Source organism: Mycoplasma sp. P36-A1, assembly GCF_049478495.1.
In the GTDB taxonomy this organism is placed as follows: domain Bacteria; phylum Bacillota_I; class Bacilli_A; order JAJDGJ01; family JAJDGJ01; genus P36-A1.
In genome coordinates this window covers 1604237-1625894 of sequence record NZ_CP168083.1, presented here as the reverse complement: position 1 = coordinate 1625894, position 21658 = coordinate 1604237, and the positions used below count along the sequence as shown (strand labels likewise).

The following is a 21658-nucleotide window of genomic DNA, read 5'->3' as shown; positions in this document are numbered from 1 at the left end:
TAAGCGATAAAAAGTCTATAAATGTTAAGATATCGTAAATATTTGTATTGTTAATAATAAAAATAAGTGTATAATATAAATAAAGGCGGTTTCTATTATGAAAGTAAAAAAATTATTAATTATAGTAATGTATGTTCTTAGCTTTATTTTAGGTGCTTATATAGTTTATTGTGGTAATTCTTCTCTTTCTTGCAAAGTATGGTTTAAAGTATTATATCTTTTGTTTGGATTATTGTCTTTTTCTACAATTTATAAAATCGCATACTTTACTAAATAAATTATCATACAAGAGAGTATGATTTTTTTATTTAGTTATTTTGTTTGTGAGATTAATATCATGTAGAAAGTAATGATATAAGTGCTATTTAAGTCTATATTAAAAAATGTTATAATGACATAGAAAGTATACTAATAAGTATAAAGGAGAGTAAAAAGTGGAAGATATAAAGAAAAAAATAGAGAGTATTTATAATGATTGTACTAAATTAATTGGTAGTGGTGAAGTTGCTGATTATATACCAGAGCTTGGTAAAGCTGATCCTAATCAATTAGGATTTTATATGGTGAATGGTAAAGAAGAAGATGTAAAAATAGGACAATACGATGTTGCTTTTTCTATGCAAAGTATTTCTAAAGTTATTATTTTTATCTGTGCTATTATTGAAAGAACTTCTGAAGAAGTTTTATCTAAGGTTACTTTAGAACCAACTTCTTCTTCTTTTAATTCAATTGTAAACTTAGAATTAAAAAATGATAATAGACCTTTAAATCCTTTTATTAATGCTGGAGCAATTGTTACAACTTCTTTATTAAGTGGAAAAGATGCAAATGAAAAAGTTGATCAAGTGCTTTCTTTAATAAGAAAAATGGCACAAAATGATAGTATCTCTTATAATAAATCAGTTTATATGTCTGAAAAAGAAACTGGAGCACGTAATAGAGCATTAGCATATTATATGCAAAGTACTGGGGTCTTACAAGATGATATCGAAGAGGTGCTAGATGCATACTTTAAAATTTGTTCTATTGAAATATCATGCAGGGATTTAGCTAAGATTGGGTTTGTTATTGCAAATGATGGTTATATAAAAGAAACTGAAGAGCAGTTATTTACTCCAGAAATTGCAAGAATTGTTAGAACTGTAATGGCATTATGTGGTATGTATGATGCATCTGGTACATTTGCTGTTAATGTTGGTTTACCATCAAAAAGTGGTGTTGGTGGTGGGATAATGTCTGTATCTACCAAAATGAACGGTATTGGAATAGGTGTATTTTCACCTGAACTTGATATCAGGGGTAATAGTGTCTGTGGACAATACATGCTTGAACGTGTCAGTAAATTACTTGATTTAAGTATATTTTAATATTGAAAAGCTGTAATTCATAATTTTTAAGTTATGTATTACAGCTTTTTATATTTATCAAAGTAGTACTTGAAATCTTAAATATTTAAATAATAAATGATGTTACTCTTTTTTTAATAGTCTGTTGTAAGTTAAATCAATAGCTATTGCTCCTAGAGGTGCACATATTAAAATAGACAATACCGCAATAGCTTGAATAATGCTACCACTACTTAATCCTAAACTTAAAGGTATTGATCCTAATGCTGCTTGTACTGTTGCTTTTGGTGTGCAAGCTAAAGCAGTAAATATTCTTTCATTAGTGTTTAAATTTGTTTTGATTAAACAAACTAAGACTCCTATAATTCTTAGTGCTAATGCAAGTAATATTAAAACAAAAGCTTTGGTTCCAACTTGTGTTATAAATGAAAGATTAACTGTTGTACCTACCAATACAAATAGAATTATCTCAGCAACAACCCATAGTTTATTAAATTTTAAAGATAATCTAACAGCAAGTGGTTCGTATTTATTGAATATTATGATAGCAATTGTCATGATGGATAGTAGAGGTGCAAAAGGGATGTATTGATTAATTATCTCTTCTAATCCAACTAATATAAATGATATACCTAAGATAATAACAACTTTTGAAGTATCTCTAATATGAATGTTTTTAAATAATTTTATTAATATAAATCCTAAAACTATCCCTATGCTAATTGCACTTATTAAAGATAAAGGTATATTTATTATACTGTTAATTGAAAATGTATTTGTTTTTGCGATATTTGTAAAGATGGTAAATAAAATAATTACAAATACATCATCAACTGATGCACTAGCTAAAACTAACTGTGGAATGTTTTTATTAGAACCATAACCTTTCTCTAATAGACTTAACATTTTTGGTATTATAATTGCAGGTGAAACAGCAGCAATTATAGCTCCAAGGATGGCTCCTTCTATTAAAGGCATATCAAATAACTTCATTGAAAAATAAGTAATACCTACTATTTCAAAACAAGCTGGTATAAAACATAGTAATAAAGCTGATCTACCAACCTTCATTAATTTACTAATGTCTAATGCTAAGCCTGCTCGTATTAAAATTATTATTAAAGCAACTTCTTTTAAATCAGCTGCCATTGATAAAATAGATTTATCAATTATATTCAGACCAAAAGGTCCTATAATAATACCTGTAATTATCATACCTATTAGAGTTGGTAATTTAATCTTTTTCATTAGGTAGCTTGAAAACATACCTATTAATAAAATGTATGCGAAACTAAGTAACATTGTGATTCCTCCTTGAATGTAAAAAAAGCTAACAACAACTACACTTGAAAAAGTGTAGAAGTCATTAGCTTTAATAGCGGTTTTAATTATAATAATTAGGGGAGAACTTCATTCCCGATAAAAATAGTATACATTGTGATGACTTTTATGTCAAACTTTTTTGTTATTCATCTATTACATAAGATAGATTACCAATAATCATTAAATATTTTATTAGAATTACGCATAGAATAAATATTGAAATATTAAATAATTGTTGACACGTGAATAGGTTTAGAGTATACTAAATAAGTAAACACATCTATGTGTCTTTTTAATCGGAAGCGGTTGAAACACCTGGAAGTGTGTGTATGAAAAACATAGGAAAGGAGGCAATTACATGCCAACAATTAATCAATTAGTTAAAAATGGTCGTACTGACAAAGTAACAAAATCAAATTCACCAGCATTAAATCGTGGGTTTAATACTATACTTAAAAAGAATACCGAAACAAAATCACCACAGAAAAAAGGTGTTTGTACTAGGGTAGCGACTATGACTCCAAAGAAACCAAACTCAGCTTTACGTAAGTATGCTAGGGTAAGATTATCAAACGGTATGGAAGTTACAGCTTATATCCCAGGAATTGGTCACAACTTACAAGAACACAGTGTTGTACTAATCCGTGGAGGAAGAGTAAAAGACTTACCAGGAGTTAGATATCACATTATCCGTGGTACATTAGACTGTGCTGGTGTTAACGATAGAAAACAATCTCGTTCACTATACGGTACTAAAAGACCTAAAGCTTCTAAATAAATATAAAAATATTTAAATCGCAAAGCGATTTAGTTTGTAAGAAATTATTGAAATCGCAAGTCGGTTTAATTTTAAGGAAGGAGGCAATTACATGCCAAGAAAAGGACATGTTGCCAAACGTGACGTACTAGCAGATCCAGTATATAACTCGAAACTAGTTTCACGTTTAATCAACAAAATCATGGTAGATGGAAAAAAAGGTGCTGCTCAAACTATCCTTTATGATGCATTTAAAATGATTGAAACAAAAACAAATGAAAACGCAATGGACGTGTTTGAAAAAGCATTAGACAACATTATGCCATTATTAGAATTAAAAGTAAGAAGAATCGGTGGAGCTAACTATCAAGTACCAGTTGAGGTTAGAGACGAAAGAAGAGTAACTTTAGGTTTAAGATGGTTAGTTAACTATGCAAGACTTAGAGGAGAAAAAACTATGACTCAACGTCTTGCAAATGAAATTATGGATGCTGCTAATGCAAGTGGAGCTTCTGTAAAGAAAAAAGAAGACGTTCATAAAATGGCTGAAGCTAATAAAGCATTCGCTCATTTCAAATGGTAGTAAATTAAGTTAAACTTAGGAGGAAATGAATTTTATGGCACGTGATACGTCACTAAAAATGACTAGAAACTTTGGAATCATGGCTCACATTGATGCTGGTAAAACTACAGCAACTGAGCGTATTCTTTATTTTTCTGGTAGAATCCATAAAATCGGTGAAACACACGAAGGTGCTTCTCAGATGGATTATATGGATCAAGAAAAAGAACGTGGAATTACAATCACTTCAGCAGCTACAACTGCTAAGTGGCACGGGTACCGTTTAAACATTATCGATACTCCGGGACACGTTGACTTCACTGTAGAGGTTGAAAGATCTTTACGTGTACTTGATGGAGCTGTTGCAGTTTTAGATGCAAAAGCTGGTGTTGAGCCTCAAACTGAAACAGTTTGGCGTCAAGGAACTAAGTACAATGTACCTAGAATCGTATTTGCTAATAAAATGGATGCAACTGGTGCTGACTTTATGATGTCAGTTAAGTCTATGCATTCTAGATTAGATGCAAATGCTGCTGCAATTCAGTTACCTATTGGAGCTGAAGGAGATTTCTCAGGAATTATTGATTTAGTAGAAATGAAAGCCTATCATTATAATGATGAAACAGGTGAAGATATTTCTGAAATCGCTATACCTGAAGATTTACAAGATGAAGCAGAAATAGCAAGAGCAGACTTACTTGAAAGAATAGCTGACTTTGATGAAGATCTAATGATGGCTGTTCTTGAAGGTGAAGAAGTTGAAGCTCCACAAATTAAAGAAGTAATCCGTAAAGCAGTATTATCAGGAGATTTCTTCCCTGTACTTTGTGGTTCTGCTTACAAAAATAAAGGAGTTCAATTACTACTTGATGCTGTAATTAACTACTTACCATCACCATTAGATATCCCTGCAATTAAAGGTACTGTTGATGATGTTGAAGAAGAAAGACCAGCTGATGATAATGCACCATTCTCAGCACTAGCGTTTAAGGTTATTACTGACCCATTCGTTGGACGTCTTACATTCTTCCGTGCGTATTCTGGACATGTTTCTTCTGGAACATATGTTTATAATGCCACAAAAGGTAAAAGAGAAAGACTTGGACGTTTACTTCAAATGCACGCTAATGATCGTTTAGAGATTACTGATGTATACGCTGGAGATATCGCTGCTGCTGTAGGTCTTAAAGATACTACTACAGGTGATACTTTATGTGATGAAAAACATCCAATCATTCTTGAATCAATGGAATTCCCAGAACCAGTTATCAATGTTGCTGTTGAACCAAAATCAAAAGGTGACCAAGATAGAATGGGTATGGCTCTTTCAAAACTTGCAGAAGAAGATCCAACTTTCAGACAATATACTGATGAAGAAACTGGACAAACTATTATCGCTGGTATGGGTGAACTTCACCTTGATGTTATCGTTGATAGAATGAAACGTGAATTCAAAGTTGAAGCTAATGTTGGGGCTCCACAAGTATCTTACCGTGAAACTATTACTGCTGAAGCAGAAGTTGAAGGTAAATATGTAAAACAATCTGGTGGTCGTGGACAATACGGTCACGTATGGATTAAATTTGAACCTAATGTTGATAAAGGGTATGAATTTGTTGATGCTGTTGTAGGTGGGGTTGTACCTCGTGAATACATCAGTTCAGTAGATGCAGGTCTTAAACAATCATTATCAGGTGGTATTGTTGCTGGTTACCCAGTAATTGATATCAAAGCAACTTTATTCGACGGTTCTTATCACGATGTCGATTCAAGTGAAATGGCATATAAAATTGCTGCATCTATGGCGTTAAAAGAAGCTGCAAAAAAATGTAAACCAGTATTACTTGAACCAATCATGAATGTTGAAATTACAGTTCCAAGTGAATACATGGGAGATGTAATGGGAGACATTTCATCACGTCGTGGACGTATTGAAGGACAAGATGAAAGAGGAAATGCAATCGCAATTCACTGTATGGTGCCTCTTGCTGAAATGTTTGGATATGCAACTAACTTAAGAAGTAACACTCAAGGACGTGGAACATATACTATGATCTTCGACCACTATGAGGCTACACCTAAGTCAATTACAGAAGAAATTATTAAGAAAAACAAAGGTGTTTAATTAGATTATTTGCTTTGAAAAATAATACACATTTAAACACTTGATTTTATAATGAATTTTTTATAAAATAATAAAGAAAGTTAAAAATACACAGGAGGATTTTATAAAATGGCAAAAGCTAAATTTGACAGAAGTAAAACTCACGTTAACATCGGTACAATCGGACACGTTGACCATGGTAAAACGACATTAACTGCTGCAATCGCAACAGTACTAGCTAAAAAAATTGGTGGAAGTGCTGCATCTTATGCAGATATTGACAATGCACCAGAAGAAAAAGAACGTGGAATCACAATTTCTACATCTCACATCGAGTACGAAACAGAAACTCGTCACTACGCTCACGTTGACTGCCCAGGTCACGCTGACTACGTAAAAAACATGATTACTGGAGCTGCACAAATGGATGGAGCAATCCTTGTAGTTTCTGCTACTGATGGACCTATGCCTCAAACAAGAGAACATATCTTATTATCTCGTCAAGTAGGTGTTCCTTACATCGTTGTATTCCTAAACAAATGTGATATGGTAGACGATGAAGAATTAATCGACTTAGTAGAAATGGAAGTAAGAGATTTACTTTCAGAATACGATTTCCCAGGTGATGATACTCCAATTATTAGAGGATCAGCTTTAAAAGCACTTGAAGGGGAAGAAAAATGGGAAGCAAGCATTATCGAATTAATGGACGCTGTAGATAGCTACATCCCAGCTCCTGAAAGAGATACTGACAAACCATTCTTATTACCAGTAGAAGACGTTTTCACAATCACTGGACGTGGAACTGTTGCAACTGGTAAAATTGACAGAGGAACAATCAAAGTTAATGATGAAGCAGAAATCATCGGACTTAAAGATACTCACAAAACTGTAATCACTGGATTAGAAATGTTCAGAAAATTACTAGATGAAGCTTACGCTGGAGACAACGTAGGAGCACTTCTTCGTGGTGTAAACCGTGAAGAAATTCAACGTGGACAAGTTCTTGCGAAACCAGGATCAGTTACTCCTCACACTAAATTCCGTGGAGAAGTTTATATCCTTTCAAAAGAAGAAGGTGGACGTCACACTCCATTCTTTGGAAACTATAGACCACAATTCTATTTCAGAACTACAGACGTAACTGGTGTTGTTGAGTTACCTGCAGACACTGAAATGGTAATGCCTGGGGACAATGTTAACATGATTGTTGACCTTATTGCTCCAATCGCATTAGAACAAGGTACTAAATTCTCAATCCGTGAAGGTGGAAGAACTGTTGGTGCTGGTGTAGTTGCTGAAATTATTAAATAATTAAGTAATTATATAACTTAAAGTTAAACTTTAATAGACTGTAATGTATTGATCTATATCATACACTACAGTCTTTTTTTAGCCTTAAATAAGATTAGCTAATTTATAAAATAGCTAATCACATATTATCAATAATTACATTATAATGATTCGATGTTACTGTAAAATATATTCACTTTCTTAATCCTAAATATTGAATGTTTATATGAATTAATAGCTATTCTGGTTTAATATTCATATCTAAAATTTTAATAAAATATAATTATTATTATTTAGTTGTTAGTTTACAGTTCTTTTTATATTAAAGTATACTATATGTGAATTTCATGTTTGACAATTTTTTTAGATTTTAATATTATATTTACAACACATGTGTTTAAAAAGTATTACATAAGGAGGATATATAATGAATAAAAATCGTATCAGAATATTAGTTATGATGTTATTATTGTTTGCTTTTACGACTAACAGTAAAATAAAAGCTGATGAAAAAACAAATACTAAAATTAGTCAAAGCAGAACAAATATTAGTATTGGTACAGTAAAAGTAAGTTTAGTTGATAATATTCTTACACTAGGTGAAGGGGAATTCCCATCTAGTAACATTGAACAATTTCCTATATACTTTACAGATGAAGAAATAGAAAATGTAGAAATTGTCAACATAACAGGTGAAATAGTTTTAGGTGAAGTAACGGTTGGTATGTTTGATAACTTTAATAGTTTACAAACAATAAATGGTTTTGATAATTTAAATTTTAGTAATGTAATTAGAGCAAATAATTTTTTAAGAAATGCATCTTCTTTAACTCATTTAGATGTATATAATGTAGATACTACTAACTTAACTGTAGCAGACAGCTTTTTTGCTAACACAACAAATCTTCATGTTACTGGTTTAAATAATTGGAAAGTAAATAATTTACAATCAATTTCTAATTTTTTATTAAATAATAAAAAAACAGAATACTTAAATTTAGAGAATTGGGATACGGCTAGTCTTATTAAAATGAATAATTCATTTGCTGGTATGACTAATCTTAAAGAATTATTAATCTCTAATTGGAATACAAGTAATGTTGAAACATTAGCAGGTACGTTTAACAATTTAAATTCTTTAGAATACTTAGATATAGAAAAATGGAATACAAGTTCAGTTGAAACTATGAGCAGTACATTTAGAAATATGAGCAGTTTAAAAAGTTTAACTGTTGGTAATTTTAACACAGATCAATTAACTAATTTAAGTAATACATTTGAAAATATGTCAAATCTTGAAACTCTTAATATAGAAAATTGGAATATGGATAATGTTACTTCAAAAGAAAATATGTTTTCAGGTTTATTTAACCTAAAGAATATAACATTAGGAAGTAATAATAGCTTTGATAGTTCAGTAAATCTACCAAACATTAATACTAATAATTCAGTATATAGTGGAAGATGGATAGGATTAAATAGTAAAAAAATATTTAATTCTAGTAGTTTGTTAGTAGCTAACTATAATAAAGGTGATAATGGAACTTATGTCGCAGAAAAAAATGTTGTAATAAATGTTAAAAGCAGCAATATTAACATCAATACAAATTGGCAACCAGTTAATAATTTTGAATCTGCATCACATGGTAAAGAGACAGTAAAGTTTGAAGATATAATTGTAAGTGGAAATGTTAATACAAGTGTTGCAGGAAAATATAATGTAACATATACTTTTGGTAATAAAAGTGCAGTTATTGTTGTAACTGTAGTTAATAATACTGTCCCGAATACTGGTGGTAATAGTAATGGTAGCACAACTACTGTAAACAGAGTTACTACTGTTAGAGATTCACGTAATAGAATTACAAGTATTACTCAAAGAAATACTAGTAATGTAATTATTAGAACAACAACATATACTTACTTCAGTACAACTAATAATAATTGGAGAACACGTAATATCACAACTTTTAATAATAGTGGTAGAAGAACAACATTAGAACAAGTTGTAAGACATACTAATCTAAGAAATGCAAGTAGAAATTACTATAAATACTATACTAATGTCAATAATGTATGGAGTGAAAGAGATCTAAGAACTTATCATAGTAATGGTGTTATAAATAGAAGAAGAACTACTAAGCAAACACGTGCTAAAAATAGAACTTCTTATTATGAATTAACAAGAAGAAGTAATGGACGTAATATTAGAATAATTCAAGATTCTAACTTTAGTAAAGGTGTATATAGAACAAGAAGAATTACTACTTATCGTACTAATAGTAAGCGTCAACGTTTAGTTGTGACTAATAGAACTGCTACAAAAAGAGTAACTAAAATTACAACTTTTAATTATAATAGTAATGGTGTATTAAGAAGCAATAAAAGTGGCAATGCATCAAGAAATGTTAAAACATATAATTCAAAAAGAAAAAGAACTAGTAATGTTACAAGAAGATATAATGCTTCAGGAAGATTACTAAAGGCATAATAAATTATTTGACTATTATTTGGACAACTGTCTAAATTTAGCGTAATGAGCATAAAATAGCAACAAAAAACCATTCATATTGAATGGTTTTTTATATCATTTTGTGTTTTTAATCCAATTTATAACATCGTTTAATTGATAATAATTGAAGTCTTTATATTCTTTATTTAATATAGATAGTAACTTCAAATAGTTACTATTAAGTGAAGAATTCAGTAAGTCTAAATTATTTTGAACAAAGATATTTTTAGTAGTATCACTTTTAATTTGTCCATTTTCTAACATTACAATACGTGAACAATTATTTAAAATAAACTCATAATCATGAGATGACATTATGATACTAATATTACTATTGGCTTTAATATCATTGATTGTAACTAACATATCATTTATTGATGCTTGATCTAATCCTGCAGTTGGTTCATCTAAAATAAGAATTTCAGGATCCAATACTAATATACTAGCTAAACATATTTTTTTCTTTTGACCAAAACTTAAAGTATGAATTGGTTGATCTAAAAGTTTAGTAATATTTAATTTATTAGCTATTATATTTATTTTATTAAGTACATAATCTTGAGAATAGCCTAGATTTAGTAATCCAAATCCTATTTCAGATCTAACATCATCTAATATAATCTGATCATCAGGATTTTGAAATAACAGTTGAATATTTTTATTTAAATTTATTAGTGACTTTCTTTTATAATCTAGTTCAATTTCATTTACAAAAAAATGTCCACTAGATTTTTTATTTAAGCCTACTAAACACTTTAATAAAGTAGACTTTCCAGCTCCATTTGGACCAATAAGACCAATACAATCATTATTATCTATTAACAAATTTATATCATTAAGAATATTATTATTCTTAGAATAAGCAAAATAGAAATCAGTTAATTGTATTTTCATAAATATACTTCCTTTATAAATAATGTAGTTGTAAATAAAATAATTTGTAAATATAGTAAAGTTATATTCCAACTTTTCTTTGATTGAACTATAGGTATAAGAGTATTAAAAAATCTTAGTTCCATGGAATTATTTATTTCTTGGCTTTGATTAATAGACTTAGTAAAAGAATTAGCTAAAAGGTAACTTAAACTTTTTAGACTTCTACGATAGTTAATATAACCTAGTCTAATGTGTTGAGCATTACTAATTATTTTAGCTTTATGTAGTAACAAGTGTATAAGTCGATAAGTCAATAACATAAGTGATATTAATAATTTAGGAAATCTAATTCTTTCTAGATAAATTAATAATTCATTAATATTTGCATAACTAATAAATACTAGCATATTGAGCATCATAGCAAAACTTCTAAAAAACAAAATGCTACTTTCCTGTAAAGATTGTTCTGTGATATTTAAAGAATATAGAGAAACTATAATATTACTATTATCAAAAACAAATAGAATTGGTATTATAGCAATTACAGTGAAAATTGATAAAGTTAGTAATAGTTTAGCTTTGTGAAGCATAGTTTTATTGTATAGAGAATACATGAGTAATAAAATAGTTATATAAATAACTGAGATTATAAGACTATCATTAAGCATTAAAATAATAATGTTACATAATAGAAATAGTAATTTTTGAGCAATTGTAGTATTAATAATAGAAGATTCTAAATCATTTTTACTCTTCATTAGTATTTTTCTTTGATGATATTCTACCTAAAGCAATACCTAATACAAAAGCACCTATTGTTGCTTGCAAAGTGAAAAAGATGCTTTCCATTTCATCCGATATATCAAAGATATTATCAAACCAAGGAGTATATGTTTGATTAAGTTGTGTAATTGCTTCTACTGCTTGATCATCAGTTCCAACAAATTCATTACCTGATAGTTGCACTAGAGGTATCATTATTAAAAGAATTGCAGCTATAATTAATATTGGATAAGTAATTTTTTTATTCATGAATAAGCTCCTTTGTATCTTTAGAAAAGACATCTTTATTTTTAATACCTTCAAAAATCATAACTGTTAAAATACTTTCTACTAGTGCAAGAGGTATTTGTGTAATTGCAAAGACACTTAAAAATTTAATTAAGGAAGCGATAACTCCACCACTTGGATCAGGAAATGCTAGTCCAAGTTGTAAAGCAGTAGTACTATAAGTTGCTAGGTTAGAAACTAGAGTTGCAACAAAGATACAAACAGCTGGTTTTACTTTTAATTTTTTTAATAAGATATATACTGCATAGGCACTAAAAGCTCCAACAATAGCCATAGAGAATATATTAGCACCAAGAGTAGTTAAACCTCCATGGTTTAAGATTAATGCTTGAAATAATAGGACAATAAAGCCAATTATAGCCATGGGAGATGGCCCTAACAAAATTGCACCTAATGCTATTCCAGTTGCATGTGATGATGAACCAGTAACTGAAGGTAGTTTTAATGCAGACACTAAGAAAACATAAGCAGCACAAGTTGCAAATAATAGTAAAGTATTTTTATTATTATCATGTTCTTTCTTCATATTGAAATAACCCCAGACTAAAAAAGGAATTACAACAATACTCCAACATATACTCCAACCTGGAGGCAAAAAGCCTTCCATAATATGCATAGCCGATACATTATTTGTAAAAGCAAATGCACACATAAAGATAAACATTTTTAAGACAATTCTTCTTTCTTTTTTTTCAAGTTTCATATAATTCTTACCTTTCATATATATTGTTTAAGCAATATAGAAATAGGCAATAGCTTCAATGAAAAACTACTTATTATTTTAAAGACATAAAAAAAATAACACACTCATTCATCGTAAGTTGTACCATCGAATTTAAAAGTTAGTATCCTGACTTATGCTTAATCATTTTATTATGCCTTCCCAAAATATATCAGTGGCTTTGTTTAATAAAACTAGACAATTACAGTTGCGAGACAGTGCTAGAATTTAACTAGCTTCCTATTTCTTTTAAATTAGTATTTATATATTACTACTTTATTCTATGCCACTATTTATAAAAAAGCAACTGTAAGTTAACAAATAACTTAAAAACAGTAATAAATACTACAATAAAATAGTATTGCATAAAATATATTTATATAAAATCAATTCATAGATAATAAATAACTAATATCTAAAAAAATATTATAATAATAAATATAAGTTACTTTAGCACTTATACATTAAATATATATTATAATATATATGATGAAAAAAAAGAGAAAGGGGAATTAAGATGAAAGTTGTAATAATAGGAGGAGTAGCTGGAGGGGCTAGTACAGCAACTCGTTTAAGAAGAGTAAATAAGGATGCTGAGATAATCATAATTGAAAAAGGTCCTTTTATATCTTATGCAAATTGTGGTTTACCATATCATATTTCAGGAATAATAAAAGATGAAGAAGATTTATTATTAGTAAGTCCTCAAATAATGAAAGATCGCTTTAATATTAATGTTTTAGTTAATAATGAAGTAATTAGTATTAATAAAGAAGATAAAACAATTGAGGTTTTAAATATTAAAACAAATGAAAAATTTATTGAAAGCTATGACAAGCTTGTAATTTCTACTGGATCATCAGTAATTATTCCAAATATTGAAGGTGTCGATAATAAAAAAGTTATGAGTTTATGGACCGTTCCAGATACTATAAAAATTAAACAGTATATCGAGTTTAATAACATTAAGACAGTTAGTGTAGTTGGTGGTGGCTTTATTGGTTTAGAGATGGTAGAAAATTTAAGACATTTAGGTTTAGAAGTAAATTTAATTGAAAAACAAAATCAAGTATTAGGAAGTTTAGATTTTGAAATGGCTCAATTAATTCATAAAGAACTAGCTGATAATAATGTGATATTATACTTAAATAGAGGTTTAAATAAAATAGAAGATGATAATAATGAAGTAAGATTATTCTTAGATGATGGAACAGTTTTAAAAAGTGAGTTAGTTATTATGTCAATAGGTGTTAAACCGAATAGTAAACTCGCAATCGATAGTGGTATTTCAACAAATGCTAAAGGTGGAATACTAGTTAATGAATATTTAGAAACAAATATTAAAGATATTTATGCTTTAGGTGATGTAATAGAAGTCAATGATTACATAGATGGTAGTAAAACAATGATACCACTAGCAGGTCCTGCTAATAAGCAAGGTAGATACTTAGCAGATACTTTAAATAATAATCCTAAAAAATATAGTGGTACATTGGGTACAAGTATAGTGAAAATATTTAATAAAGTTGCAGCTAGTACTGGAAATAATGAAAAACAATTGATGAAAAAAGGAATGAAAGAAAATATTGATTATAAAGTAGTTATTGTAAAAGGTGCATCACATGCTAAGTACTATCCAATGTCATCACCAATAATTATTAAAGCTATTTTTGATAACTCTGAAAAAATATTAGGAGCACAAATTGTTGGTTTTGTAGGTGTTGATAAAAGAATAGATATAATAGCTACTGCAATTAAGACAAATTTAAAGATTACTGAACTAATGGACTTAGAACTTGCATATGCTCCACCATTTTCTTCTGCAAAAGATATCGTGAACATGGTAGGGTATGTTTCAGAAAATGTTATAAACAATCTTGTGAAGTTTATTCATCCTAGACAATACTATGCAATAAAAGATGAAGTTGTAACACTTGATGTAAGAGAAGACTTTGAAAGAAAACATAGTAAAATAGAAGGCTCTGTTCACATTCCTATTGGAATGTTAAGAACTAGATATCAAGAATTAGATAAAGATAAAACTATTGTAGTATACTGTATGTCTGCACCAAGAGCATATAATAGTGCTATTATACTTCAACAAATGGGCTTTAAAGATGTTCTAGTTCAAAGTGCAGGAATGGACTTTTACTTAACATATTTATTTAATACTGACAGTACTCATAATTAATTGTCGAGCTATTTTAAATAGTGATATAAAAAAATTAAAATATATTCTTAAAAAGTAGATACATTGTAGTAAATGTATCTACTTTTTTAACTATAGCACTGTTAAAATGAAGCTTTTTATAGTTTATTTTCGATTAGTTTGAAACATTCAATAATATCAAGGTACATCTTGTTTAGTGATTTACCTTTTAAAGTAACAGCATAATTTATTGTAGACAGCTTTGAATCTAATAAATCTAAAGCTATAAACTTATTAGACTTTAAATATTTACTTGCAATAGGTTCTGGAAGAATAGTAATACCTAGATTATTAGATACTACATTTATTAAAACTTCAGTATTAATACTTTCAATAAAAGGAACTACTTCTAGATCAAATTTGTGAGTAAGTTCATCAAAGCAATCTCTTAAACTACTACCTTTTTCTCTAAGAAGAAAAGGTAGTTCTAAAATATTAGTTTGATTAACTTTTTTTATTTTAGAATAAATGCTTTTAGCATTACAAACTAAAAAGAGATTATATCTTGATATTTCAAATTTTTCAAAACAATTATTACTAATAAATCCTTCAGTAAAAGCAATATCTATTTCGCCATTTAATAATTTTCTTTGTATTTGTTCTACATTTTCACAATATATTTTTAAAGGTGTACTAGGATACTGTTGTTTAAACATATTGCTAGCTTCTACTAAAGAGTTCATTGCAATTGTAAGACTTGTACCTATTCTTAGAGGAATTTCATTTGCATAATTATTAGTGAAATTTTCTAGAGAGTAAAAATCATTTTTTAATTGAATAGCTTTTATCTTAAATACCTTACCATACTCATTTAAACTTAACCTATTATCAATCCTATCAAATAACAATATATCAAGATTATCTTCTAATTCTTTGATTGTCTTTGAAACAGCAGGTTGAGATATAAACAATTCTTTTGCACTTTTACTTATTGATAGGGTATTAGAAACTGATAAAAACACCTCAATTTGACGTATATTCATATATTCACCTCATAACTATTTTGTTATATATACATTACCATAAATGTATTTTTAGTTAAAGTGTTAAGTTGTTATAATATTATTGAGGTGATAATATGAATAAGAATTTAGCATTATTTAAAGCTTATATAATAGCTGGTAGTTTTACTTTTTCTGGAGGAATGGCTATGTTACCAGTTATTGAAAGAGAGTTATGCAATAAGCATCAATATTTATCAAGAGAAGATTTATATGAATATACAACACTATCGCAAACATTTCCAGGCGTTATAGCTTTAACAAACGCTTGTTTTATTGGTAGGAAATTAAATGGTATTCAGGGGATGTTGATTGCTGGATTTGCAGCTATAATGCCTGCTTTTGTTTTAATGATCATTGCAACTATTTTATTTTATATGATTCCACAAACTGGAATTATTAATAATGTACTTACAGCTATTAGAGCTTGTTCAACAGCCTTTTTATTTACAGCCGCTTATTCTATTGCAAGATATAATCTTGCTAATTTCTACTATATAGCAATAGCCTTTATCTGTTTTATATTAACTGTATTTAAAGTAGTTAATGCACCAATTTTAATAATAATATCTTCAATGATTGGTGTTTTAATTGCCTTTAAGAATAGAGGTTTAAAATAATGTTATCAATATTTACTTCCTTTTTAAAAATTGGTTTTCTAGGTTTTGGAGGAGGATATGCTATGTTGTCTTTGATATTTGAAGAGTCTAGTAAATTTGGGATGAATATAAATGACTTTGCAGATATGAATGCTTTAGATGGCATAATTCCAGGACCAATAGCCATAAATTCCGCAACATTTGTTGGTTATACTACAGGAGGACTTCTAATGGCATTAGTGACTACTCTTGCTGTATGTATTCCATCATTTATCTTTGTACCACTTTATATTAAATATGAATCTAAAATTAAGAATAATGCTATAATGAGTGAAATGCTAAATTGTATCAAAGCATCTTCTGTTGGTTTAATACTTGCAGTTGCTTTTACTTTAATGATAAGTTTGATTTTTAATAATGCAAGTCTAATTTCTATTACTAACATATCAATAGAATTCAAATCACTTTTTATTATTTTAGGAGTTATATTTCTTCATTTGAAATATGAAATAAATCCGCTACTACTAATAATAGTATCTGGATTAGTTGGTATATTTCTTTTTTAACATTATTGCTACATAAAACAGCTATTTATTCAAGTATTATTTGAATAAATAGCTGTTAAATAAGTTTTAATCTAAGGCTAAAAATGATTTAATTTCCTTTTTAGAAATATTTAAATAGATTGCAATATTGATTAGAATAATTAAGATTGTGAATGTTATAATTAATGGTATAAAATTATATTCTCCATTTGAATAACCTATTGCATTTGATAGAAGATTTACAATTGATGAAGTAAAATTACTTGGAAGGTTTACAATTAAATATATTATAAGTATTGGAAGTAAAATTAGAAATCCTAAAGCTACTAACTTGTTTTTTCTAGATACTGAATTATACAGTCCAATAAATAAGTTACCAAAAGAAGATGATAGCCAATACAACAATGTTGTAATCAATAGTTTAAGTAATATATTCTGTGTATAGACATCTACTATTATCATACTAAAATTTAGTCCTATCTTTCCAAAGATTAGTTTGAAAACTATTTGAATCAAAACAGAAAATAAAGCTAGTATTACACTAATTATTAAATTTGATAATATATATGATTTGAAAATATTATTCCTACTTGTTCCAAATTGAATACCTGTTTTAAAATCAGAATTATAACCTGCTCCGGCAACAAACATTAAAAAGCAGAGTGTTGAAATTGTAATATCTTGATTACCAGAAGAGAAATCTGAAGAAGTCAAAGACACAAGCATGCCTATAAATGTAACTCCAAAAAAGAAGAAAGAATAATATAACATTGTTTTAGTCATATATTTAATACGATAATTAAGTAGGGCCTGTAGTTTCATTATAATATACCTCCATTTTTAGTTATATTTAAGAAATAATCTTGAATGTTAAAAGGGCTAATACTTATACCATTTGGAATATTTGTTTCTGTATAATTTGATATTTGAACAGATGTTATTCCCGCAAATTCATTGCTTCCAATAATATCATAATCTTTAACATATTCATTTATTATATTAGTAGGACCACTTAAAGTAACAACAGAAGAGCTCAGCTTTGAAATATCTATTTGTTTAACGATTTTTCCATTATCAATAATAATTGCATACTCAATTGCTCTTGCAATTTCTTCTATTAAATGTGTTGAAATAACGTAAGTTTTTTCTTTTTCAATGTATTGATCTATTAAAATTTTGTAGAATGCTTCTCTATTTTCAACATCTAATCCTAGTACAGGTTCGTCTAAGAAAATATATTTACAAGGAACACTAAATGCTAAAACTAACTTTACTAAGCTTTTAAGACCAGTAGATAATTCATTTAATTTCTTATTAGTATTTAATTTAAATAATTTAGTTAATTCATATGTTAAATTCCAATCATAATCTTCATAAAAAGAAGCTGTTAATTTATAAATATCTTTAATTTTTAAATTAGTTACTAAAAGCTCTTCTGATGCCAGAAAAATATTATTTTGATTAGCTTCATTATCAAAGATTGTTTTATTATTTATTGTTATTGCGCCACTAGTAGGAAATAATCTATTAGCTAAGATATTTAATAAAGTAGACTTTCCAGCACCATTTTTACCAAGTAATGCATATATTTTCCCCTCTTCTATACTAGTGTTTATATCATTTAATGCATAGAAATCATTCTTATATTTTTTAGTAATATTTTTTATTTCAATACTCATTATTTATACCTTCTTTCTATATCACTTAATAACTGAGATAGACTTATGTCTAGATTTTTTGCATCTTCAACAACTTTATCTAATTCAGTATTTAAGAATATTTCTTTTCTTTCTTCTTTAAGTTTTTGGTAAGCGCCATTTTTTACAAACATACCTATTCCTCTTTTCTTTTCAATTATTTCTTTATTTACCAAGATATTAATACCTTTTAAGACAGTTGCCGGGTTTATTTTAAATTGTTTTGAGATTTCTGTAGTAGATGGTATCTGATCTCCTTCTTTAAAAAAACCAGTAGCAATACTATCTTCGAGTTGGTTTGCAATTTGAATAAATATTGGCTCAACTCCATTAAATATAAAATTCATAATAAAACCTCTCTTTCGTTTGGTTAGTTAGTTGAGTAGTTAACTATAGTAGTATTGTACATCAAGGTTTATTATATGTCAACTTATAACATATATTTATTTTTTCAGAATGAATACACAAAAAAATGATTATTTTTTGTATAAAAGATAGACACATTAACAGATATTAGCTAAAATATATATAGTGGAGGATGAGAACATGGAAATACAACAGTATGTAAATAAGGAAGAAGAGCAACTTTTTGTTCCTAACAGACCTTCGGTTATAGATTTATATTTTGATGAAGAAACAACCTTTGAAGATATAGAGCTAAAACTACAAGATCAAACTCTATTTAAATCTTTAGAGATTATAAATTTGCAAATGGGAATAATGAAGGTGAAAGTATTATATAAAGATAATTATTTTAGTATTTATATCAAAATTGTTAATAATGATGATATTGATCTTACTAAAATAAATAGAGTTCTAGTTGATGAAGAAGATATTTATAAAGCTGCTAAAACTTCTAAATATATTAAGACATATGTTGATGCTAAAACTAATTTTGTCCAAGCTTATTATGCTCAAATAAAGCTATTATACTTACTGTCTAATAAACCTTTAATAATTGTTGATTGCACACAGTGGTGTATTTATTCAGCAAAATATTTACAACAGTTTGCTTTAAATGATATTGATATTATCGATTCTAATTTGTATAAAGTAAAAGCAACACCAGATAATACCATATATACAGAAGGTTTAGAAAGATTTGGCATAAAAGATATAGAGATGTGTGGTATAGATACAAAATATATTAAGTCTTGTGCTTCATTTCTATCGCAGTTATCACGTTACTTTATTAAAAATGGACAAATTGCAAATTCATGGAAAATATATAATGAAGTGTTTGAACAAGATTTCTATGCTTGTATTGTAGATATTGAAGAAGCAATTATTACACTAGATGAAACTGCAATAATTAACATGGAAAAAAGAGATCAATATTTAAATGAGAATAAGTTATATATTACTGTTCATACAGAAGTAGATATAGAACAATGGTATTTAAATGATGAAAATGTTTTAAAATACTTAGATGAAAACACTACTTTTTATACTGATAGTGATCACTTTGAAGATGAAAAGAATCTAGCACAAGCAACAATTGTGAATGCAATTAATTTCTTAAATGATATTGAAGATCAACATAATTTAATGATCTTAGCAAGAAATCAAGAAATAAATACGGATTGGTATTATTTTGATAGTATAGAAGATGGTATTTTTAATTTAAAGACAGATTCAGAAACATTACAAGTAAATCTAGATGATATTATGAATTGGAACTATCGTGGTCTTACACCATTACATGCTTACTCAATAAGTGAATAATTATAAAAATGAGAAATAACTTTGATTATCTCTCTTTTTTTTTGCTTTTATTGTTAACTACAGCTTACATAGTGACTTATTTTATAGAGTTATACATTATATGTATACACTTTAATATATTTATGATATATTTTTTGTAAGAAAAGAATGAGTCCACTATCATTATTTTTCGATTAAAAAAATTTTTAATTATGGAGGAAGTTTATTTGGTAAAAAAAATTATTGCTTTAGCCCTTTTTTCATCTATGATGCTAATAGGTGTATGCAAAGATAATGTTGTGAAAGCAAATAACGATGTACTTAAAAATATTAATTCAAATAATGAAATAGTAATTGAAAATTTTAAAAAAGAGTTTGATATTAACAAACAACTAAATATATTAGATGTAGAAAAAAGTATAAAAGAATCATTAGTAAATTTTGAATACATTAATATTAATAAAAAAAGAAATATTAATGATATTATGATTGAAGAAGATGAAGTAATTGCAAGTTCTTATTTTCAAAATGGTTATATCAATATGTATTCTGATAATACTTATTCAGTTACAATTCAAGATACTCAAAGATTAGGTGTCTATAATTATATGGCTGTATCTAATAGATATCTATATAATGGTATGGGAGTTAGGGCTTTTGAATTTCATATAAGCGCTAATATTAGTTGTAATGCTAAAAAAGTATGGATGAATGGTAATCCAACTAGAACTGCAAAAGTAATTTCATCTTCATGGCTTAATAGTTTTGTTAATAGGTATAATGCGACCTTTTATGTAAAAAATGGAGTTGGAATCGAACAATCAGGTATTTATCGTAGTGCTGGTAGTGATCGCTCTTACCTACATAGAATGAGTATTAATCAAATATGCAAAACTAATACGGTATTTGGTGGATAATAGTTTATGAATATTAATTTAAAAAGAATGATTGCCATATTAATATCCTTAATGGTATTTAGTACTTTAGTTCAATTAGTAGTTCAAATTGATATAAAATACTATTTGTTTATAGTTTGCTCAATAACTTATACAACTTATAGTATTTGTATGTTTAGTATTAATAAATTCAATCAAGAATGGTTTAAAACTAATGCACTAAAATTAATGCTTACAAGTTTAGCTTTTATTTCTATTTCAGCTTTTAATATGTTAATGGTAAATCAATATAGTATTAATTTTTTAGGGATAATAAGTACAGTTTCAGTATCGTTTGTAATCTTCAGATTACTAAATGTTTTTCAAAAATTAATAAAATAATACAGAATGATATTAGTCGTAGTGGATATATATTAAAAAAGGTAAACAATTTCAAATAGAA

21 protein-coding genes and 2 riboswitches are annotated in these 21658 nt (G+C 27.8%); of the genes, 12 read left to right on the top strand and 9 right to left on the bottom strand.

What is annotated here, in order from left to right; genetic code table 4:
- The first annotated feature begins 434 nt into the window (after nucleotides 1–434).
- Entirely contained in the window at nucleotides 435–1367 is a 933-nt protein-coding gene (gene glsA / locus ACD762_RS08005) for a glutaminase A (protein ID WP_423363464.1), read from the top strand.
- Between the two features lie 102 nt (nucleotides 1368–1469).
- On the opposite strand, the gene ACD762_RS08000 is transcribed toward glsA, so the two are convergent.
- The gene (locus tag ACD762_RS08000; protein WP_423363463.1) at nucleotides 1470–2648 is read right to left on the bottom strand and encodes a cation:proton antiporter; all 1179 of its coding nucleotides are present in this window, start codon (nucleotides 2646–2648) and stop codon (nucleotides 1470–1472) included.
- Between the two features lie 48 nt (nucleotides 2649–2696).
- Nucleotides 2697–2773, bottom strand: a riboswitch (Fluoride riboswitch).
- Nucleotides 2774–3027: 254 nt separating this feature from the next.
- On the opposite strand from ACD762_RS08000, the gene rpsL reads away from it, so the two are divergent.
- The 5 genes from rpsL to ACD762_RS07975 all read left to right on the top strand — a co-directional run bounded on the left by rpsL (nucleotide 3028) and on the right by ACD762_RS07975 (nucleotide 9876).
- Nucleotides 3028–3447 carry a 30S ribosomal protein S12 gene (gene rpsL / locus ACD762_RS07995; protein WP_423363462.1) on the top strand — a complete coding sequence of 140 codons (420 nt, stop codon included), beginning with the start codon at nucleotides 3028–3030 and terminating at the stop codon, nucleotides 3445–3447.
- Nucleotides 3448–3538: 91 nt separating this feature from the next.
- Nucleotides 3539–4009: a 30S ribosomal protein S7 gene (gene rpsG, locus ACD762_RS07990; protein WP_423363461.1), complete on the top strand. Its 471-nt coding sequence runs from the start codon at nucleotides 3539–3541 to the stop codon at nucleotides 4007–4009.
- A gap of 34 nt (nucleotides 4010–4043) precedes the next feature.
- Nucleotides 4044–6113 carry an elongation factor G gene (gene fusA, locus ACD762_RS07985; protein ID WP_423363460.1) on the top strand — a complete coding sequence of 690 codons (2070 nt, stop codon included), beginning with the start codon at nucleotides 4044–4046 and terminating at the stop codon, nucleotides 6111–6113.
- A 108-nt stretch (nucleotides 6114–6221) separates the two neighbouring features.
- A complete protein-coding gene (tuf, locus tag ACD762_RS07980) occupies nucleotides 6222–7406 on the top strand; it encodes an elongation factor Tu (protein ID WP_423363458.1) in 1185 nt (394 codons plus the stop codon).
- A 406-nt stretch (nucleotides 7407–7812) separates the two neighbouring features.
- A complete protein-coding gene (locus ACD762_RS07975; RefSeq protein WP_423363457.1) occupies nucleotides 7813–9876 on the top strand; it encodes a BspA family leucine-rich repeat surface protein in 2064 nt (687 codons plus the stop codon).
- Between the two features lie 15 nt (nucleotides 9877–9891).
- Here ACD762_RS07975 and ACD762_RS07970 read toward each other — a convergent pair whose 3' ends face one another.
- The 4 genes from ACD762_RS07970 to ACD762_RS07955 are packed head-to-tail and all read right to left on the bottom strand — an operon-like array spanning nucleotide 9892 to nucleotide 12547.
- Nucleotides 9892–10791, bottom strand: a complete 900-nt coding sequence (locus ACD762_RS07970; protein WP_423363456.1) for an energy-coupling factor ABC transporter ATP-binding protein — start codon at nucleotides 10789–10791, stop codon at nucleotides 9892–9894.
- The gene (locus tag ACD762_RS07965) at nucleotides 10776–11531 is read right to left on the bottom strand and encodes an energy-coupling factor transporter transmembrane component T family protein (RefSeq protein ID WP_423363455.1); all 756 of its coding nucleotides are present in this window, start codon (nucleotides 11529–11531) and stop codon (nucleotides 10776–10778) included. Before ACD762_RS07965 ends, ACD762_RS07970 begins: the two co-directional genes overlap by 16 nt.
- A complete protein-coding gene (locus ACD762_RS07960) occupies nucleotides 11521–11805 on the bottom strand; it encodes an energy-coupling factor ABC transporter substrate-binding protein (RefSeq protein WP_423363454.1) in 285 nt (94 codons plus the stop codon). Before ACD762_RS07960 ends, ACD762_RS07965 begins: the two co-directional genes overlap by 11 nt.
- The gene (locus ACD762_RS07955) at nucleotides 11798–12547 is read right to left on the bottom strand and encodes an energy-coupling factor ABC transporter permease (protein ID WP_423363453.1); all 750 of its coding nucleotides are present in this window, start codon (nucleotides 12545–12547) and stop codon (nucleotides 11798–11800) included. The genes ACD762_RS07960 and ACD762_RS07955 overlap by 8 nt, the downstream gene beginning before the upstream one ends.
- A 140-nt stretch (nucleotides 12548–12687) precedes the next feature.
- Nucleotides 12688–12808: riboswitch (cobalamin riboswitch) on the bottom strand.
- 274 nt (nucleotides 12809–13082) lie between these two features.
- Here ACD762_RS07955 and ACD762_RS07950 point away from each other — a divergent pair.
- The gene (locus ACD762_RS07950) at nucleotides 13083–14756 is read left to right on the top strand and encodes an FAD-dependent oxidoreductase (protein ID WP_423363452.1); all 1674 of its coding nucleotides are present in this window, start codon (nucleotides 13083–13085) and stop codon (nucleotides 14754–14756) included.
- A 116-nt stretch (nucleotides 14757–14872) separates the two neighbouring features.
- Here ACD762_RS07950 and ACD762_RS07945 read toward each other — a convergent pair whose 3' ends face one another.
- Nucleotides 14873–15757, bottom strand: coding sequence for a LysR substrate-binding domain-containing protein (locus tag ACD762_RS07945; protein WP_423363451.1), 885 nt, complete (start codon nucleotides 15755–15757; stop codon nucleotides 14873–14875).
- Between the two features lie 95 nt (nucleotides 15758–15852).
- Here ACD762_RS07945 and ACD762_RS07940 point away from each other — a divergent pair, with 95 nt between their 5' ends.
- Nucleotides 15853–16395, top strand: a complete 543-nt coding sequence (locus tag ACD762_RS07940) for a chromate transporter (RefSeq protein WP_423363450.1) — start codon at nucleotides 15853–15855, stop codon at nucleotides 16393–16395.
- Nucleotides 16395–16940 carry a chromate transporter gene (locus tag ACD762_RS07935; RefSeq protein WP_423363449.1) on the top strand — a complete coding sequence of 182 codons (546 nt, stop codon included), beginning with the start codon at nucleotides 16395–16397 and terminating at the stop codon, nucleotides 16938–16940. The genes ACD762_RS07940 and ACD762_RS07935 overlap by 1 nt, the downstream gene beginning before the upstream one ends.
- Before the next feature lie 66 nt (nucleotides 16941–17006).
- Here the strand turns inward: ACD762_RS07935 and ACD762_RS07930 are convergent, their stop codons facing one another.
- Genes ACD762_RS07930 through ACD762_RS07920 form a run of 3 tightly spaced genes read right to left on the bottom strand, consistent with a single transcriptional unit; the run spans nucleotide 17007 to nucleotide 18963 of the window.
- On the bottom strand, nucleotides 17007–17741 hold the full coding sequence (locus ACD762_RS07930) for a hypothetical protein (protein ID WP_423363448.1): 735 nt from the start codon (nucleotides 17739–17741) through the stop codon (nucleotides 17007–17009).
- Nucleotides 17741–18598 carry an ATP-binding cassette domain-containing protein gene (locus tag ACD762_RS07925; protein ID WP_423363447.1) on the bottom strand — a complete coding sequence of 286 codons (858 nt, stop codon included), beginning with the start codon at nucleotides 18596–18598 and terminating at the stop codon, nucleotides 17741–17743. The genes ACD762_RS07930 and ACD762_RS07925 overlap by 1 nt, the downstream gene beginning before the upstream one ends.
- Nucleotides 18598–18963, bottom strand: coding sequence for a GntR family transcriptional regulator (locus ACD762_RS07920; RefSeq protein WP_423363446.1), 366 nt, complete (start codon nucleotides 18961–18963; stop codon nucleotides 18598–18600). Before ACD762_RS07920 ends, ACD762_RS07925 begins: the two co-directional genes overlap by 1 nt.
- Before the next feature lie 199 nt (nucleotides 18964–19162).
- Between ACD762_RS07920 and ACD762_RS07915 the strand changes: the two genes are divergently transcribed.
- The 3 genes from ACD762_RS07915 (at nucleotide 19163) to ACD762_RS07905 (ending at nucleotide 21597) form a co-directional block, all read left to right on the top strand.
- Nucleotides 19163–20341, top strand: a complete 1179-nt coding sequence (locus ACD762_RS07915; RefSeq protein ID WP_423363445.1) for a DUF4026 domain-containing protein — start codon at nucleotides 19163–19165, stop codon at nucleotides 20339–20341.
- 206 nt (nucleotides 20342–20547) lie between these two features.
- The gene (locus tag ACD762_RS07910) at nucleotides 20548–21237 is read left to right on the top strand and encodes a hypothetical protein (protein ID WP_423363443.1); all 690 of its coding nucleotides are present in this window, start codon (nucleotides 20548–20550) and stop codon (nucleotides 21235–21237) included.
- Between the two features lie 6 nt (nucleotides 21238–21243).
- A complete protein-coding gene (locus tag ACD762_RS07905) occupies nucleotides 21244–21597 on the top strand; it encodes a hypothetical protein (protein ID WP_423363442.1) in 354 nt (117 codons plus the stop codon).
- The last annotated feature ends 61 nt before the right edge of the window (nucleotides 21598–21658 follow it).